Source organism: Rathayibacter sp. Leaf296 (assembly GCF_001423045.1).
Classification (GTDB): Bacteria; Actinomycetota; Actinomycetes; order Actinomycetales; family Microbacteriaceae; genus Rathayibacter; species Rathayibacter caricis.
Genome location: NZ_LMNR01000003.1, coordinates 335,896 through 352,145 on the forward strand (window position 1 = coordinate 335,896; position 16,250 = coordinate 352,145).

The window sequence follows — 16,250 nt, forward strand, 5'->3', positions numbered from 1 at the left end:
TCGCTGGTCGTGCAGCCGCGCAGCGGCGTCTCGAGACCCGCCCCCGCCGAGGTCCGTCCCGAACCCTGCCCCCGCCCTGACGCTCCCCTGACGCAGCGCTGACGGGCCGGTCGAGACAGTGGTTGCACCGATGACCGCTCGATCCGGAACCCCCGGGTCACGACCTCGAGGACCCCCTCATGACACTCCGCACCCGTACCGCCCTCCCGCTGCTCGCCGTTCCCGCGGCGGCGATCCTCGCCCTCACCGGCTGCACCTCCGGAGCCGTCGCGGCCTCGGCTCCGGTGCTCGCGACACCCTCCGACTCCGAGGTGCAGGGCCTGTTCGACGAGTGGAACGCCGCGCTCGCGACGGGCGACCCGGAGGCGGTGAACGCCTTCTACGCCCAGGACGCGGTCCTCCTCCCCACCGTCTCGCCCGGGGTGCACGACACCCCGGAGGAGCGCCTGGGCTACTTCGACATGTTCCTCGACAACGAGCCGCAGGGCGTGATCACCGAGAGCGTCGTGCGCGACCTCGGCGACGGCACGGTGTCCCACTCCGGGCTCTACACGTTCACGATGGGCGCGAGCGGCGACGTGGTGCCCGCGCGCTTCACCTTCGTCTACGAGCAGGTCGACGGTGAGTGGCTGATCGTCGAGCACCACTCCTCGAAGGAGCCCGCAGCGGCGTGACCGCTCCTCCTCAGGCGGCGATGGGACCCTCGAGCGTGCTCGTTCTGCTCGTGGAAGACGACCCCTCGATCGCGCAGTCCCTCCGGGAGGGGCTCGAGCGCTTCGGGTTCGAGGTCGACTGGGTGACGACCGGGGCCGAGGCGCTCGCCGCCGACGCCCCGGACGTCGTGCTGCTCGACCTCGGGCTGCCGGATATGGACGGGCTCGACGTCTGCCGCAGCCTGCGCGCCCGCTCCGACCTGCCGATCATCGTGATCACCGCCCGCGGCGACGAGATCGACACGGTCGCGGGGCTCGAGGTCGGCGCCGACGACTACGTCGCGAAGCCGTTCGGGGTGCGCGAGATCGTTGCGCGGATCCGGGCGGTGACGAGGCGTCATGCGGTTCTCGACCGGGAGACGCCCGCCCGCCCGGTGATCGCGCTCGGGCCGCTCGCGATCGACGTCGCCGCCCGCCGCGTGCACCGCGACGACGAGGAGCTGGCGCTCGCTCCCAAGGAGTTCGACCTGCTCGTCGCGCTCGCCGGCGCGGTGGGCGCGGTGCTCACCCGCGAGTCGCTGATCGACGAGGTCTGGGACAGCCACTGGTTCGGATCCACGCGGACGCTCGACGTGCACGTGTCGACCCTGCGGCAGAAGCTCGCCGGCGCCGCGGTGATCACGACCGTGCGCGGAGTGGGCTTCCGCCTGGAGCGGCCCTGATGCGCCGCCGGCTGATCGCCGCGTGCGTCGTGCTGGTGACTCTCGCCCTGGCCGTCTTCACCGTGCCGGTGGCGCTCGACCTCGACCGGGTCCTGCGCGACGACCAGCGCGAGGTGGCGCTCCGGGAGGCGCGGACCATCGCCGTGCTGCTCTCGACCGCGACGGAGGCCGACGAGGAGACCGCCGAGGGCGCCGAGCTGGCACTGGTGCGGCTGCGCGCCGAGCTCGAGGCGCAGACCGACGGCCGGGTCGAGCTGCTCTCGCCCGACGGCGCACCGGCACTCGGCCGCGCGGTCGAGGGGGCGGACGACTCCGATTTCTCGGCGGCGCTGACGGGGGAGGAGCGCGTGCGCACGCGCGAGGACTCGGTGCTCGGCGAGCCGGGACTCCAGGTGACCGTGCCGGCCACGACCGACGCCGGAGTCGTGGACGGCGCCGTGCGGCTGACCCTGCCCACGGCGCCCGTCGACGAGCAGCTGCAGGCGATCTGGCTGTTCCGCGGAGCCGTCGGACTCGCGGTGCTGGGGCTGGCGGTCCTCGCGAGCGCCCTCATCGCGAGGTCGCTCCTGCGCCCCCTCCGCCTGCTCGACGCGATGGCGGGGCGGATGTCGCACGGCGACTTCGACGCCCGTCTCGACCCGGCGACGGTCGGGCCCGCCGAGACGCGGCGCCTGGCCGAGACGCTCAACGACGGGGCGCACCGGATCGGCGTGCTGCTCGCCGCGCAGCAGGCGTTCACGGCCGATGCCTCGCACCAGCTCCGCACCCCGCTCACCGCGCTGCGCCTGAGCCTCGACAACCTGCACCACCGGCTCGATTCGCCCGGCGACCGTGCCGCCGTCGACCGGGCGCTCGCCGAGGCGGGCCGGCTCGGCCGCCTCGTCTCGGACCTCCTCGTGCTCGCGCGGAGCCAGGCGCCCACCCGGCCGCGCGAGCCCGTCGACGTGTCGGCCCTGCTGAGGGAGCGGGCGACGTTCTGGGCCGCGGCGGCCGACGACGCGGGCGCCGAGCTCGTGCTGTCGGCACCCCGCAGCACCCCGCGGGCGCTCCTGACCCCGGGGCACCTCGAGCAGGCGGTCGACAACCTCGTCGACAACGCGCTGCACGCGGGCGCGGGTCGGGTGCACCTGCATGTGGCCGAGCGCGGCCAGGAGCTGGTCGTCGAGATCGCCGACACGGGTCCGGGGATGAGCGCCGCCGACCGCGCCCGCGCGTTCGACCGCTTCTGGAGCGCGACCCCCGACGGCTCCGGCCTCGGCCTCGCGATCGCGCGGCAGGTCGTCGAGCACGACTCCGGCACCATCGAGCTGCTCGACACCCCGGGCGGCGGAGTCACGGCGCGCCTGGTGCTGCGGCGCGCGGGGTGAGAACGGGGGTCGCGCCGGCAGCTCGGGAGGGGGATCTCGATACGGCCGCTGCGCGGCCTACTCGATCAGCAAGGCCCCCGTGCTGGTCGAGTAGCCGTGCACCGGTATCTCGGACCCACGTCCACCGACGGCCCGCGTCAGCCCTCGACGGGCTCCCACCCGTTCTCACCGCACGCGTCCGCGAAGGCCTCCGACGCGTCGGTGAAGCCGGCCTCGTCACCCGATCCGAGCGCCGCCGTCATCGCGGCCGACGCGCTCCGGAGCTCGGCCGGATCCTCGCCCGTCAGCAGCTCGGCGACAGTCTCGACGATGCGCTCGCGCCGTTCCTCGAGCGCCCCTCCGCTCACCCAGCCCGCGTGAGCGGTGCAAGCATCCGTCGCCGGGGTCGAGAGGCCGGGCGCGCAGCCCGCCAGCGCGAGCACCATCGCGGTGACCACCCCGGCCTGCGCGCCGAGTCGCCCGGGAAGGCGCGTTCTCGCGGCGTGTCGGCAGCCGTTCCGGGCAGCTGAGCGCGCGCTGATCATGCCGGCAGCAGGCCGATGATCACCGACATCACCAGGATCGTCACGAGCTCGTGCGTGACGTTGAGGATCGTGAGCTTCGCGGGGCGGCCCTCGAAGGCGTCGTGGGTGATCATCCGGGCCGCGGTGAAGCCGACGAAGAGGAACAGACCGGTGACCAGGGAGTTCGCGAACCAGCTTCCGCCGTAGAAGGCGTGCGCGATGTCGACGCAGCCGGCCAGCACCAGTGCGGTGACGAGGCTGACGACCAGGGTCACCAGGATCGGCACCACCGCGCTGCGCGAGCGCATGCTCTCGTCGGTGATGCCGGTGAGGCGCATCCAGAGCGTGCCGAAGACCTTCGGGGTGTACCAGACCGAGCCGACGATCACCGTCGAGAGGGTGGCGAGGGCGACGGCCCAGGGATTGATGTCGGGGACCACGGCGGGGCCTTCCTCGAGGGGCGCCGCGGGTTCGGCATGCCGCTCACCCTAGGGCCGGGGCGCCCGCTCCGGGCGGCGCCTCAGCGAGCGGGCGGCGCCTCGATCGCGTGCGCGCTCCCGCTCACCGTGATCCCTCCGGAGGCGGGTACGTCGACGAGCAGCACGCTCGGCCGTCCGACGTGGCGGCCCTGGTGCACGACGACGCGGGTGGGAGGCGCGACCGCGCCGATCGCGCGCAGCCAGCCGCCGAGCGCGGCGGCCGCGGAGCCGGTGGCGGGGTCCTCCGAGAGGGTGCCGACGGGGAACAGGTTGCGCGTCTCGAACGCGCCGTCGGGCAGGGCCCGCGCGATCGTGACCGTGCCGCTCCAGCCGCGCGAGTCCATCAGCGAGCGCATCGCCGCCGGCTCGAACGAGAACCCGTCGAAGACCGCCGCGCCCTCGAGCACGAGGATCGGATGCCGGTTGCCCGCGAACGACTCGGCCGGCGCGAACCGCGCATCCAGCGCCACCCGATCCAGGCCCAGGAGCCGCAGGATCGCGTCGATGTCGGCGTCCGGCAGCGGGACGACCCGCGGCTCGACGCTCGTGAACGAGGCGAGCACGGCGCCGCCCTCGACGCGCGTCCCGATCGCGACCTCGCCGACGGGGGTGTCGAAGACGAACGCCCCGGCTCCGTCGCGCTCGGAAAGAGCGACCGCCGTCGCGATGGTCGCGTGGCCGCAGAACGGCACCTCGGCGACCGGCGAGAAGTAGCGCATCCGGAACCGCCGCGGCCCGGTGCGCTCGATCGCGAAGGCGGTCTCGGCGTAGCCGACGTCCGTGGCGACGCCCTGCATCGCGGCGTCGTCGAGGGCGGTCGCGTCGAGCACGACGCCGGCGGGGTTGCCGCCGTCGGGGGTCGCGGGGAAGGCGGCGAGGCGGAGGATCTCGGTCACGCGGTCCACCGTGCCCGACCCGGGCGGCCGGAGGGAAGGGCCGCTCCCGGATGCGCGGCCTCACCTCGGCGGACTCGAAGGCGTACCGTATCCATGTCAGCACATAACTACATGCTGGCCGGTTCACCGAAGAATCATCGGCCACCCGACGAAGGAGTCCCATGACCGCATCCACCCGTCCCTCCCAGGCGCTGCCGCCCCTCACCGCCGGCCCCCACAGCCGCCGGCTCGGCATCGTGGCCATGATCGCGACGCTCGGCGGCCTGCTCTTCGGCTACGACACCGGAGTCATCAACGGCGCTCTCGAGCCGATGGCCGCCGAGCTCGGCCTCACGACCTTCACCGAGGGCGTCGTGACCAGCTCCCTGCTCCTCGGCGCCGCTGTCGGCGCCCTGCTCGGCGGGCGGCTCTCGGACAGCTGGGGGAGACGCCGGACGATCATCCTGCTCGCCGTGATGTTCATCGGGGGCGCCCTGATCTGCGTGGTCGCGCCGAACCTCGGGGTCATGGTCGTCGGGCGCTCCGTGCTCGGGCTCGCCGTCGGCGGCGCGTCGGTCGTGGTGCCGGTGTTCCTGTCCGAGCTCGCGCCGTACGAGATCCGCGGTGCCGTCGCGGGGCGCAACGAGCTGATGATCGTGGTCGGCCAGCTCTCGGCCTTCGTCGTGAACGCGATCATCGGCACCGTCTGGGCCGACCACGGCAGCGTCTGGCGCTACATGCTCGCGGTGAGCGCGCTCCCCGCGGCCGGTCTCCTGATCGGCATGATGCGCGTTCCGGAGTCGCCGCGCTGGCTCCTCTCGAAGGGACGCGGTGAGGACGCCCTCGCCGTCCTGACCACGGTCCGCAGCCCGGAGCGCGCACAGGCCGAGCTCGACGAGATCGAGAGGTCCGCGCAGGCCGAATCCGCTCGGCCGCAGGGCGGTTGGCGATCCCTGAAGGACAAGTGGATCCTCCGGATCGTGCTCATCGGGATCGGCATCTCACTGGGTCAGCAGCTCACCGGCATCAACTCGATCATGTACTACGGGCAGTCGGTGCTCACCGAAGCCGGCTTCGATCAGGGATCCGCGCTGATCGCGAACATCGCACCGGGGGTCATCTCGGTCATCGGCGGCATCATCGGGCTCTCCCTGATGCAGAGGATCAACCGGCGCACGACACTCATCGTCGGCTTCTCCCTCACCACCACCATGCATCTCCTGATCGGGATCGCGTCGATCGCGCTGCCCGTCGGCAACCCTGCGCGGCCGTTCGTGATCCTGCTGCTCGTGGTGCTCTTCGTCGGGTCGATGCAGACCTTCCTCAACATCGCGATCTGGGTGATGCTGGCCGAGATCTTCCCGCTGTTCCTCCGCGGTTTCGCGATCGGACTGGCCGTCTTCTGGGGCTGGATTGCGAACGCGGTCCTCGGCCTGTGGTTCCCGAGCGTCGTCGAGGCGATCGGGATATCGGGGACGTTCTTCGTCTTCGCGGGCATCGGAGCGGTCGTCCTGCTCTTCGTGGCGACCCAGGTTCCGGAGACGCGAGGGCGCACCCTGGAGGCCATCGAGGAGGGCGTGACGACCGGGGCGATCTACACCGTCCGGGCGCGGTAGGGGTCCCGCCTCGCCCCCGATGCGCGGCAGGTCGACGAGGGCCTCAGAGCGACGCGAGGTACGAGCGCCACCCGCCGAAACGGGTGATGTCCTCGGCGCCCTCGACCACGATCGGCTCGACCAGGAACCCGCTGACGAGCGTCCCGTCGGCGAGCGTCACCTTCCCGATCGCCATCGGCTGAGGCAGAGCGGCGACGAACGAGCCGAAGCCGGCGTCGTCGAGGCGCCACACTTCGACCTCGAGCGCCGCACCGCCGTCGGCGACCCGCACCACTCCGGGCTTCGGCGGCGTCGTCGCGAGCGCGACCAGCCGGTAGTCGGGGCTCGTCGTGGTCGTCGAGACGAGCTCGGCGCCTCGATCGGTGAGCTGCGCGTTCAGCGGCTGCCCGCCGAGGTGGGCGCCGGCGACGGCGAGGAGGACGGTCATGAGCGGTTCCAGACGAGGTCGGCGAGTCGGTGGTCGGAGAAGGCGGGTCCGATGAGCTGGACGCCGAACGGGAGCCCGTCGACGAGGCCGGCGGGGTAGGCCACGGCCGCCAGATCGAGCAGGTTGGCGGAGTTCGTGAAGCGGCCGAGGCGCGAGTTGACGCCGATCGGATCCGCGGCCACGGCCGCGAGCGTCGGGTGCTCGACCGTCGTCGGCAGCAGCAGCGCGTCGATCCGCTCGAACACCTGGTCCGAGACGACGCGCGCCCGGTCCAGGCGCTCCTGGTCCTGGAAGAGCTTCCACGCCGGCAGCTCCCGCGCCGCGCCGATGATGCGGCCCACGGTCGGGTCGACCTCGTCCGGGTGCGCGTCGACGAAGGCGCCGACGGCGGCGTAGCGCTCGGCGACGAACGCGCCGTCGTAGAGCATCCGAGCGGTCTCGAGGAACACCTCGATGTCCACGGGGACCACCTCGGCCCCCGTCGCGACCCAGCGCGCGACCTCCGCGTCGAAGGCCCCGGCCCAGCCGGGGGCCAGCTCGCCGAGCTGCCCCGGCAGCGGCACGCCGATCCGCGGGGTCCCGGTGACCGGAGCCGTGGATCCGGAGCGGCTGAGCGGGTCGCGGGCGTCCGGCCCCGCCATCACGTCGAGCGCCCGCCGTGCGACGGCGGGGTCGGCCGCCATCACCGTCACGACGTCCAGGCTCCGGCAGGCCGGTACGACGCCCGCAGCGCTCACCCAGCCCTTCGTCGGCTTCAGCCCCACGAGCCCGTGGAACGCGGCGGGCACGCGTCCGGAGCCCGCGGTGTCGGTTCCGAGCGCGAAGTCGGCAGCACCCAGCGCGACCGCGACGGAGGAGCCCGAGGACGAGCCTCCGGAGATGCGCGTCTCGTCGACCGCGTGCCGCACCGCCCCGTAGGGGGAGCGGCTGCCGACGAGCCCGGTCGCGAACTGGTCGAGATTGGTGGAGCCGAGGACGACCGCTCCGGCCGCGCGCAGCCGCGCCACCGTCGTCGCGTCCTCGGCGGGCTCGTAGGCGAAGGCCGGGCACGCCGCGGTCGTCGCCAGGCCCGCGACGTCGATGTTGCCCTTCACCGCGAAGAGCAGCCCGGCGAGCGGCAGCGCCGGATCGACCGCTGCCAGTTCGGCCACCACGTCGGCCTGCGGTCGTAGCGCGATGAACGCCTCGGGTCGCGAGCGCAGCCGCTCGTAGCGCTCGGCGACGTGCGCCGCGGTGTCCTGGATCACGCCGCCTCCTCCTCGATCAGGGGTTCGAGAACGACGAGCACGGCACCCGCCGTCACCTGGACGCCCACCTCGGCGACGACTTCGACCACGCGACCGGCCGTCGGCGCGGTGACGGGCGCCTCCATCTTCATCGCCTCGAGGGCGACGAGCGTCTGACCGGCCTCGACGAGATCGCCGACCGCCACGTCGAGCCGGAACACCGTCGCGACGAACGGCGCCTCCACCGCCTCGCAGCCCTCGGGCACCACGACCGCCGGTCCGTCGACCGGAGCCGGCACCGCGTCCTCGCGGTCGAACTCGCCCGACGCCCGCCACGCGTCGCGCTCGGCACCGAACGCCGAGGCCTGGCCCGCGCGGAACTCCGCGATCTCCGACGCGTTCTCCGCGAGGAACTCCTCGTACTCGGCGAGCGAGAACTCGCCCTCCTCGATCCGCAGCGGCAGGCGTCCCGCGGCCATCTCCGCACGCAGCTCGAGCAGCTCCTCCGGCTCGACCGGGTACCAGCGGATGCGGTCGAAGAACCGCAGCAGCCACGGCACGCCCTCCTCGAACGCCCCGGCCTGGTGGTGAGTCGACCAGATCGGCACGGTGCGGCCGACGAACTGGTAGCCGCCCGGGCCTTCCATCCCGTAGATGCAGAGGTAGGCGCCGCCGATGCCGACCGCGTTCTGCGGGGTCCAGGTGCGCGCCGGGTTGTACTTGGTCGTCACGAGGCGGTGCCGGGGGTCGAGCGGAGTCGCGACCGGCGCGCCGAGGTAGACGTCGCCGAGCCCCAGCACCAGGTACTCGGCCTCGAACACCGTCCGGTACACGTCGTCGACGCTGTCGAGGCCGTTGATGCGGCGGATGAACTCGATGTTCCACGGGCACCACGGAGCGTCGTCGCGGACCCCGGCCATGTAGCGGCGGATCGCCTCGCGCGTGGACGGGTCGTCCCACGCCAGCGGGAGGTGCACGGTGCGACTCGAGACCCGCAGGTCCGCGGTGGCCGGCAGCACCGCCTCCGCGGCGAGGACCGCCTGCGCGACCGCCTCGGTGCTCGTGGTGCGGGGGTCGAAGTGGACCTGCAGCGAGCGGATGCCCGGAGTCAGCTCGATCACACCGGGCAGTCCCGCCGCTTCGAGCGTCTCGGCGATCGCGTGCACCCGCATGCGGGAGGCGATCTCGAGGCTCATCTCGCCGATCTCGACGAGGAGGTTCGCGTCTCCGCTGCGCCGCAGCACCACCGACGGGGCGCCCTCGCGCTCGGGCAGGCGGTGCAGGACGCCCTCGTCCTCGACCGGCGCCCGTCCCGCGGACGGCACGTCCAGCGGCGCGTCCAGGAGTGCCGTCGCTTGAGCGGAGGTGACGGGGACGAAGCGCACGGTGTCGCCGGGCCGGAGCTGCCCGAGCCGCCACAGGTGCCCGGTCGCCACGGTCGCGGGGCAGGTGAAGCCGCCCAGGCTCGGCCCGTCGGGGCCCAGCAGGATCGGCAGGTCGCCCGTGTAGTCGACCGCGCCGACCGCGTACGGGGTGTCGTGGATGTTGGAGGGATGCAGCCCCGCCTCGCCGCCGTCCGAGCGGGCCCAGCGCGGCTTCGGGCCCACGAGGCGGACACCGGTGCGGGCGGAGTTGAAGTGCACGTCCCAGTCGGTGGCGTAGAAGACGGCCATGTCGTCCTCGGTGAAGAACTCCGGAGCGGCATGGGGGCCCTCGAGGGCCGCGATCGTCCACGCGCTGGGGAACCCGGGTCGCGCTGCGGGCGGCACCGGAGCGACGTGGTGCGGCGTCGCGGGCGTCCGGATCCCGAGGACGTCGCCCGGCGCGAGGGCGCGTCCGGCGTGTCCGCCGATCGCGCCGAGGTCGAAGGTGCTGGCCGATCCGAGGATCAGCGGCACGTCGAGGCCTCCCTCGACTAGGAGGTACATCCGCATGCCGCGCTCGGCCGTGCCGACGGCGAGCACGCCGCCGGCGGGCACGTCGACCGGCTCCCACTGGGCGACGGGCGCGCCGTCGAGCGTCGCCGGAGCGGGGGCGCCGGTCAGCACGATCCGCGCCGCGCTGTGGAAGCGAAGGGTCGGCCCGCTCATCGTGATCTCGAGTCCGGGGGCCGCGGCCGGGTTGCCGAGCGCCTCGTTGCCGAGCCGGAACGACAGCGCGTCCATCGGCCCCGACGGCGGGATGCCGACCGGCCAGTAGCCGAGGCGTCCCGGTAGGTCCTGCACCGTGGTGAGCATGCCGCCCTTGAGCACTTCGAGCCGCGGAGTCGCGTCGCGGATCCCGTCGAGCGTCGCGGTCGAGTGCTCCGCGGCGAGGACGGCGGGCTCGGCGGCGATCGCGCGCAGGAGGCCGGTGTTCGTCGCGATCCCGTCGACCCGGGTGCCCTCGAGCGCCTCGCCGAGCGCCGCCCAGGCCGCAGCGCGGTCCTCGGCGTGCACGATCACCTTCGCCAGGAGCGGGTCGTACGCTGTCGAGACCTCGCTGCCGGGGCGGATCCAGCCGTCGATCCGCGCGCCCGCCGGGTACTCGAGGGCGGTGACCGTGCCCGAGCTCGGCGCATTGCCCAGGTCGGGGTTCTCGGCGTAGACGCGCGCCTCGACCGCCGCTCCGGAGGGTTCGGGAAGCGTGTCGAGGAACGCGGTCTCGCCCTGCGCGAGCCGCAGCATCCACTCGACCAGGTCGATCCCGTAGCGCGCCTCGGTCACCGGGTGCTCGACCTGCAGGCGCGTGTTGACCTCGAGGAACGCCGCCTCCTGCCGCACCGGGTCGTAGATGTACTCGACGGTGCCGGCGCTGCGGTAGCCCGCGTCGGCGCAGAGCCGCGCCGACGCCTCCGCGATGCCCGTGCGGACGGAGTCGGGCAGATCGGGGGCGGGGCTCTCCTCGATCACCTTCTGGTTGCGGCGCTGGAGCGAGCAGTCGCGGTCGCCGAGGGTGAGCACGCGGCCGGTGCCGTCGCCGAACACCTGCACCTCGACGTGGCGGGCCCGCTCCACGAGCCGCTCGAGGAACACGCCGGCCGAGGAGAAGCCGGCCTCGGCGAGACGCCGCACCTCGCGCCACGCGGTGCGCAGCTCGGACTCGTCGCGGCAGGCGCGCATGCCGATGCCGCCGCCTCCCGCCGTCGCCTTGAGCATCACGGGGTAGCCGATCCGAGCGGCCTCCGCAGCCGCGTGGTCGGCGTCGTCCAGGAGCCCCGTGCCCGCGAGCATCGGCACCCCGGCGCGCTCGGCCGCGTCACGGGCGGTGTGCTTCGCGCCGAAGATCTCCAGCTGCTCGGGGGTCGGGCCGACGAAGACGATGCTCGCGGCCTCGCAGGCGCGCGCGAACTCGGCGTTCTCGCTGAGGAAGCCGTAGCCGGGATGGATCGCACCGGCGCCGGTCGCGCGCGCGGCCTCGAGGATCCGGTCGATCCGCAAGTAGCTCTCGCTCGCGGCGGCCGGACCGATCCGCACGGCCTCGTCGGCGAGCGCGACGTGCGCGGCGCCGAGGTCGGCGTCGGAGTGGACCGCGACGGTGCGCAGGCCCATCCGCTTCGCCGTGCGCAGGATCCGGACCGCGATCTCGCCGCGATTGGCGACGAGGAGAGTGTCGAAGGTCATCGTGCGGCCACTCCGTCGAAGACGATCATCTCGGCGCGCGAGGGGTCGAAGCCGTTGCAGGGATTGTTGATCTGCGGGCAGTTCGAGACCACCACGAGGGTGTCGCGCTCGGCGCGCAGCGTCACGCTGAGACCGGGGGAGGAGATGCCGTCGACGATGCCGAGAGCGCCGTCGGGGTCGACGGGCACGTTCATGAACCAGTTCACGTTCGACACCTGGTTGCGCTTCCCCATCCCGTGCCGCGAGAGCTCGGCGACGAAGTTCTCGGCGCACGCGTGCTGGGAGTAGGTGTGGAAGCCGTAGCGGAGCGTGTTGCTCTCCTTCGAGCAGGCGCCGCCGAGGGTGTCGTGGCGCTCGACGTCGGTCGCGAGCACTCTCAGCAGCGGGCGGTGCTCGGCGTCACGCAGCACCGAGCCGGCCGTCAGGTAGACGCTCGACTGGGCCTGCAGCGTGGCGGCGGCCGAGTAGGCGGTGCGGTCCTCGGCGTCGTAGGCGAGGAAGTCGACAGCCTGGTTGCCGTCGACGTCGACGATCACGAGGACCTCGCCCGCCCGCAGCAGGCGCGACCAGGGCGCGCGGGCGGCGACGGTCTCGCGGTGGATCTCGGTGCCGTGGTCGGTGCCGGTGCTCATGCGATACCCCTCGCCTGCAGGAAGTCGTCGGTGTTCAGGAACGCGCGGCGCCCCTCCGGGGTCGCCGAGCGCAGCGGATCGTCGGGGCCGGCCGGTTCGCCGCGCCAGGCGAGCACGTCGACGGGACCGCACGAGTAGGCCGGCCGGGGGTCCAGCGGATGGGCGGTGTTCGCCAGCAGGACGATCGCGGGCATCTCGAGACGGAGGACGACCGAGCGACCGGCTCCGGCGCTGCCCAGGTACTCGGGGGACCCGTCCGCGCGGATCCGCACGCCCTGGAAGTACGAGACGCTCGGCGGGAGGTCCTGCCGGCCGAGCCCGTGCTTCGCGGCGCCGAGCAGCAGCAGCTCGCGACCGGCGGGGGAGGGCCCCTGAGGCGATCCGTCGCCGTAGCGCTCGACGTTGCGGGCGAGTGCGGTGGTGCCGTAGATCGTGTCGTGATGGCCGGAGTCGTCCGACACGGTGCTCGCGAGCACGCGGCCCTGATCGCTGAGGAGCAGCTGGCCCGCTCCGGTGTAGACCTGCCACTGCACCTTGACGGTGTCGGCGACGTTGAGGCGCTCGTGCGTGCCGACCGCGCTGTAGAGCAGGAGCGAGACGCAGGCGTCCCCGGTGACGTCGGTCAGACGGAGGTGCGTGCCGCGGGCGAGAGCGCGGTGGCCGTAGCCGCCGCCGGCGATCCGCTCGGACCAGCGCAGATCCGCCGGCGTCGTGCCCGCGGGCGGATCGGGGTGCAGGCTCGCGGGCAGCAGCGGGCCGGTCTCGGCGGGCGTTCCCTCCTGGGCGCGGGCGTGCGCGCGGGCGCCCGCCGTGGTGGAGGTGGTCGATGCGCTCATCGGTCTGCTCCTTCTCTCGGTCGTGCACCGTGCGGCCCGGTGGCCCCGAGCTTTCTATCGTTCGACAGGAAGTCGATCACGCGCCGGTGTCGCGGGCGTGACCCCGGTGTTGCGATCGTGTTTCGGGTGCGGCGCCGGCGCCGCTTCTCCCGAAGTTGCGGGAAGCGTGCGCGGTCACCGCAACTTCTGGAGGAGCGCGGAGGAGGTGCCACGCCACTTCTTCAGAAGTTGCGGGAAGTGCGAGCGGTCACCGCAACTTCTGGAGAAGCGCGGAGGGAGCCGGGCAGGGCCGGCACCGCCCCGCTGCTACCGTCGAGCGCATGGCCAGCGCACCCACCGGACGGCCGCGCGCCTCCGGAGCCTCGCTCACCGGCCTCGGCACCCGCGCCGACATCCTCGCCGCCGGTGCCGCGCTCTTCTGCACCGAGGGCTTCGGCAGTACGAGTACGCACGCCATCGCGGGCGCCGCCGGGATCCGGCAGGCCTCGCTGTACCACCACTTCGCCGGCAAGCACGCGGTGCTGCTCGAGCTGCTGCTCGGCACCGTCCAGCCGTCGCTCGACGCCGCAGCCCAGCTGCTGGCGCGCGACGAGTCGCCCGCGGCGCGCCTGTGGGCGCTGTGCGTGTCGGACGTGCGGCTGCTCTCGGCGGGCGAGTACAACGTCGGCGCGCTCTACCTGCTGCCCGAGCTGGGCGACGAGCGGTTCGCGGCCTTCCGCGAGCGGCGCTCCGAGCTCGAGACCGCCTACCGCACCCTCGTGGCGGCGTGCGGAGCCGAGGACGTCGAGGTCGGGGCCGCTCTCGTGCTCGCCCTCGTCGAGAACGTGATCCTGCAGCGCCGCCGCCCCGGGATCGACCTCGAGCGCCACGGCGAGGCGGTGGCGCTCGCCGCGCTGCGCGTACTCGACCTCGACCGCGCGGCCGTCGCGGAGGCGCTCGCCACCGGCCCCGCCGTGCTCGCGCGCCTGCGCTGACCCGCCCACTCCTCGAAAGTCGTCGCACTCGCTCGTCGAGTACGACGACTCTCGGATACTCGCCCGCGCGTCCGCTCCTCTGCGGCGGAGCGGCACGCCACTCCTCGAAAGTCGTCGTACTCGCCCCTCGAGAACGACAACTTCCGAGTACTCGACCGCGACACCTGGCCACCGCCCTCGCGCGGCGGAGTTAACGCGATCGTTGCACGCTCGAAAAAATCGGCGCCTCCGGGCGCGGCAGGATCCGTGTCTATCAACCGATAGAAACACCTCGCCGCACCACCGAGCACCCTGGAGCACGCATGATCATCCTCGGAGTGGGGATCACCGTCCTGGTGGTCCTCGCCGTCGGCATCGCTGTCGCCCGCAAGATCGACGGAGACAGCGCCAACTACCTCGTCGCCGGCCGCCGCCTGGGCATCCCGCTCGTCGCGGTCTCCCTCACCGCCGCCGCGGTCGACTCGAACGCCACCGTCGGCAACACCGACCTCACCTCGCAGTTCGGCTTCTGGGCGGGCGCCTCGCTCGCCATCGGACTCGCGATCTGCCTCCTGATCACGGGGCTCTTCCTCGCCAAGCCCATGAACGCGATGAAGCTCTTCACGCTCGCCGACTTCTTCCGGATGCGCTACGACCGCACCACCGAGGTCGTCGCGTCGGTGATCATGGTGCTCTCGTTCACGATCCTGCTCGCGGGCAACCTGGTCGCCTGCGGCTTCCTGCTCGAGCGCTTCGCCGCCATCCCCTACGCGTGGGGAGTGGTCCTGTCGGTCGCCCTCGTGCTGACCTACACGATCGCCGGCGGGCTCTTCTCGGACGCGTACACGGCCGCGATCCAGACCGTCATCACGGTCGTCGCCGCGATCTCGCTGCTCGTCTGGGTCGCGCTCGCCTACGGCATCGTCATCCCCGAGGGGATGGGGCCGTTCGACTTCGAGCAGCTGACCGACCCGGCGATGGGCGCGCCCGTCAACTGGGCCACGCTCGTCGCACTCGGCATCGGCGACCTCGTCGCCATCGACTTCATGCAGCGCATCTTCGGCGCCAAGTCGCCCGAGGTCGCCCGCCGCGCGTGCTTCGCCGCCGCGGCCGGGACCGCCGCGATCGGCACGATCTTCGCGATCGTGGCGCTCACCGCTAGTGCGGTCCTCGGCATCACGACCGCCGACGGGCCGATCCTGTTCACGCTCCTCGACGACTACGCGCCGCCGCTGATCGCGATCCTGGTGCTCTCGGGCGTCGTGGCCGCGTCGTTCTCGACCGCGTCCGGAGCGATCCTGGCCACCTCCGCGATCGTCGTCCGCAACGTCCTCTCGGTCCGCCGCCACACCGGCTCCGGGGTGGACCCGCTGCTGAAGTGGACCCGCGTCGCGATGGTCCCGATCGTGATCCTCGGCTCGTTCCTCGCGATCCGGGTGAGCCAGACGGGCATCCTGCTCACGCTGGCGTTCGACCTCATGCTCGCGTGCCTCGCGGCGCCGTTCCTGATCGGGCTCTTCTGGAAGCGCCCGGGAGTGACGGCCGCGCTCGTCGCGGCGGGGGTCGGCTTCGCCGTGCGGATCGTGTTGCTGGCGCTCACCCCGACGCTCTACGGAGTGCCGAACGACATCCTCTACGTGCCGAACGACCTGATCGGGGCCGGTTTCGACGGCTACGCCACGCTCGTCGCCGCCGCGATCGGCTTCGGCACCTTCGTCGTCGTCGGTCTGCTCGCCCCGCGCTCCACGCGCGAGCTCGACGGCGAGCGCACCGTGCGCCGCGAGCTCGACGAGGAGCAGGCGGGCGTCCTCGAGCCCGCTGGCGTCTGACCCGGCCCGATCCACCCGCCCATCCCGATCCGTCGCGACACTGCCCACCCGCAGCTGGCCGAGTGCACCACCTGCGAGAGGGTCCCCCGCCTCAGGGCTACACGACGGCACGCACCGTCGACCAGATCTCGGCCCGGCACAAGCGGATCTCGATGCAGATCAGCTCGAGTACCGCACTGTGGTACTCGCGCATCGATCTTGTGTGCTCGTCGCTCTCGTAGTGGCGGGGTTCGACGGCGTCGGGATGCAGGAGATTCGGGACGTGCTCTGCTCGGAACGCGTCGACCTCGAGCAGCCAGCGCGCGGTGAACTCGAGGACGAGCGAGTGCGTGGCCCAGTGCGGGAGGAACGCGGGGAACTCCGCCGCGCGCGCGAACGGGGAGGGCCCGCAGCTCGAGCAGCCGTCGGCCGACCTCGGCAGCGGCTCCGATGGCGAGAGCCGTCCGACCCAGAGCGCCTTCCACGACTCCACGGCCTCCTCGATCAGCACGGGCAGGCCTTCGCATCCGTTCGGCCGACGCGGTCGGACC

General features: G+C 72.9%; 15 protein-coding genes. 6 read left to right on the plus strand and 9 right to left on the minus strand.

Annotated features, from left to right (window positions below):
• Positions 1-179: 179 nt before the first annotated feature.
• The 3 genes from ASF46_RS18050 to ASF46_RS18060 are packed head-to-tail and all read left to right on the plus strand — an operon-like array spanning position 180 to position 2,742.
• Positions 180-674, plus strand: a complete 495-nt coding sequence (locus ASF46_RS18050; protein ID WP_082485659.1) for an SgcJ/EcaC family oxidoreductase — start codon at positions 180-182, stop codon at positions 672-674.
• Positions 671-1,375, plus strand: a complete 705-nt coding sequence (locus tag ASF46_RS18055; RefSeq protein WP_327205474.1) for a response regulator transcription factor — start codon at positions 671-673, stop codon at positions 1,373-1,375. Before ASF46_RS18050 ends, ASF46_RS18055 begins: the two co-directional genes overlap by 4 nt.
• The gene (locus tag ASF46_RS18060; RefSeq protein ID WP_056868895.1) at positions 1,375-2,742 is read left to right on the plus strand and encodes a sensor histidine kinase; all 1,368 of its coding nucleotides are present in this window, start codon (positions 1,375-1,377) and stop codon (positions 2,740-2,742) included. Before ASF46_RS18055 ends, ASF46_RS18060 begins: the two co-directional genes overlap by 1 nt.
• A gap of 137 nt (positions 2,743-2,879) precedes the next feature.
• Here ASF46_RS18060 and ASF46_RS18065 read toward each other — a convergent pair whose 3' ends face one another.
• The 3 genes from ASF46_RS18065 to ASF46_RS18075 form a co-directional block, all read right to left on the minus strand.
• A complete protein-coding gene (locus ASF46_RS18065; RefSeq protein ID WP_056868896.1) occupies positions 2,880-3,179 on the minus strand; it encodes a hypothetical protein in 300 nt (99 codons plus the stop codon).
• Positions 3,180-3,262: 83 nt separating this feature from the next.
• Positions 3,263-3,685 (minus strand): DUF1761 domain-containing protein, encoded by a 423-nt coding sequence (locus ASF46_RS18070; protein ID WP_056868897.1) that lies wholly within the window; start codon positions 3,683-3,685, stop codon positions 3,263-3,265.
• Between the two features lie 80 nt (positions 3,686-3,765).
• On the minus strand, positions 3,766-4,620 hold the full coding sequence (locus ASF46_RS18075; protein ID WP_056869028.1) for a PhzF family phenazine biosynthesis protein: 855 nt from the start codon (positions 4,618-4,620) through the stop codon (positions 3,766-3,768).
• Between the two features lie 161 nt (positions 4,621-4,781).
• Here ASF46_RS18075 and ASF46_RS18080 point away from each other — a divergent pair, with 161 nt between their 5' ends.
• Positions 4,782-6,215 carry a sugar porter family MFS transporter gene (locus ASF46_RS18080; protein WP_056868898.1) on the plus strand — a complete coding sequence of 478 codons (1,434 nt, stop codon included), beginning with the start codon at positions 4,782-4,784 and terminating at the stop codon, positions 6,213-6,215.
• Between the two features lie 43 nt (positions 6,216-6,258).
• On the opposite strand, the gene ASF46_RS19620 is transcribed toward ASF46_RS18080, so the two are convergent.
• Genes ASF46_RS19620 through ASF46_RS18100 form a run of 5 tightly spaced genes read right to left on the minus strand, consistent with a single transcriptional unit; the run spans position 6,259 to position 12,938 of the window.
• Positions 6,259-6,642: a hypothetical protein gene (locus ASF46_RS19620; protein WP_200919765.1), complete on the minus strand. Its 384-nt coding sequence runs from the start codon at positions 6,640-6,642 to the stop codon at positions 6,259-6,261.
• Positions 6,639-7,889 (minus strand): allophanate hydrolase, encoded by a 1,251-nt coding sequence (locus ASF46_RS18085; RefSeq protein ID WP_200919766.1) that lies wholly within the window; start codon positions 7,887-7,889, stop codon positions 6,639-6,641. The genes ASF46_RS19620 and ASF46_RS18085 overlap by 4 nt, the downstream gene beginning before the upstream one ends.
• Positions 7,886-11,470, minus strand: a complete 3,585-nt coding sequence (gene uca, locus ASF46_RS18090; protein ID WP_056868899.1) for an urea carboxylase — start codon at positions 11,468-11,470, stop codon at positions 7,886-7,888. The genes ASF46_RS18085 and uca overlap by 4 nt, the downstream gene beginning before the upstream one ends.
• Positions 11,467-12,102, minus strand: a complete 636-nt coding sequence (locus tag ASF46_RS18095; RefSeq protein ID WP_056868900.1) for an urea amidolyase associated protein UAAP2 — start codon at positions 12,100-12,102, stop codon at positions 11,467-11,469. Before ASF46_RS18095 ends, uca begins: the two co-directional genes overlap by 4 nt.
• Complete coding sequence (locus tag ASF46_RS18100) at positions 12,099-12,938, minus strand: urea amidolyase associated protein UAAP1 (protein ID WP_056868901.1); 840 nt, start codon at positions 12,936-12,938, stop codon at positions 12,099-12,101. The genes ASF46_RS18095 and ASF46_RS18100 overlap by 4 nt, the downstream gene beginning before the upstream one ends.
• A gap of 320 nt (positions 12,939-13,258) precedes the next feature.
• Between ASF46_RS18100 and ASF46_RS18105 the strand changes: the two genes are divergently transcribed.
• Both ASF46_RS18105 and ASF46_RS18110 read left to right on the plus strand, forming a co-directional pair.
• Positions 13,259-13,912, plus strand: a complete 654-nt coding sequence (locus ASF46_RS18105) for a TetR/AcrR family transcriptional regulator (RefSeq protein WP_056868902.1) — start codon at positions 13,259-13,261, stop codon at positions 13,910-13,912.
• A 302-nt stretch (positions 13,913-14,214) separates the two neighbouring features.
• A complete protein-coding gene (locus ASF46_RS18110; protein WP_056868903.1) occupies positions 14,215-15,720 on the plus strand; it encodes a sodium:solute symporter family protein in 1,506 nt (501 codons plus the stop codon).
• Between the two features lie 97 nt (positions 15,721-15,817).
• Here ASF46_RS18110 and ASF46_RS18115 read toward each other — a convergent pair whose 3' ends face one another.
• The gene (locus tag ASF46_RS18115; protein WP_056868904.1) at positions 15,818-16,210 is read right to left on the minus strand and encodes a hypothetical protein; all 393 of its coding nucleotides are present in this window, start codon (positions 16,208-16,210) and stop codon (positions 15,818-15,820) included.
• Positions 16,211-16,250 lie beyond the last annotated feature (40 nt).

Bases quoted from the DNA above. Each gene is read 5' to 3' on its own strand.
- ASF46_RS18050 (WP_082485659.1), top strand. From the start codon at position 180: ATGACACTCCGCACCCGTACCGCCCTCCCGCTGCTCGCCGTTCCCGCG.
- ASF46_RS18060 (WP_056868895.1), top strand. From the start codon at position 1,375: ATGCGCCGCCGGCTGATCGCCGCGTGCGTCGTGCTGGTGACTCTCGCC.
- ASF46_RS18080 (WP_056868898.1), top strand. From the start codon at position 4,782: ATGACCGCATCCACCCGTCCCTCCCAGGCGCTGCCGCCCCTCACCGCC.
- ASF46_RS19620 (WP_200919765.1), bottom strand. From the start codon at position 6,642: ATGACCGTCCTCCTCGCCGTCGCCGGCGCCCACCTCGGCGGGCAGCCG.
- uca (WP_056868899.1), bottom strand. From the start codon at position 11,470: ATGACCTTCGACACTCTCCTCGTCGCCAATCGCGGCGAGATCGCGGTC.
- ASF46_RS18095 (WP_056868900.1), bottom strand. From the start codon at position 12,102: ATGAGCACCGGCACCGACCACGGCACCGAGATCCACCGCGAGACCGTC.
- ASF46_RS18100 (WP_056868901.1), bottom strand. From the start codon at position 12,938: ATGAGCGCATCGACCACCTCCACCACGGCGGGCGCCCGCGCGCACGCC.
- ASF46_RS18105 (WP_056868902.1), top strand. From the start codon at position 13,259: ATGGCCAGCGCACCCACCGGACGGCCGCGCGCCTCCGGAGCCTCGCTC.
- ASF46_RS18110 (WP_056868903.1), top strand. From the start codon at position 14,215: ATGATCATCCTCGGAGTGGGGATCACCGTCCTGGTGGTCCTCGCCGTC.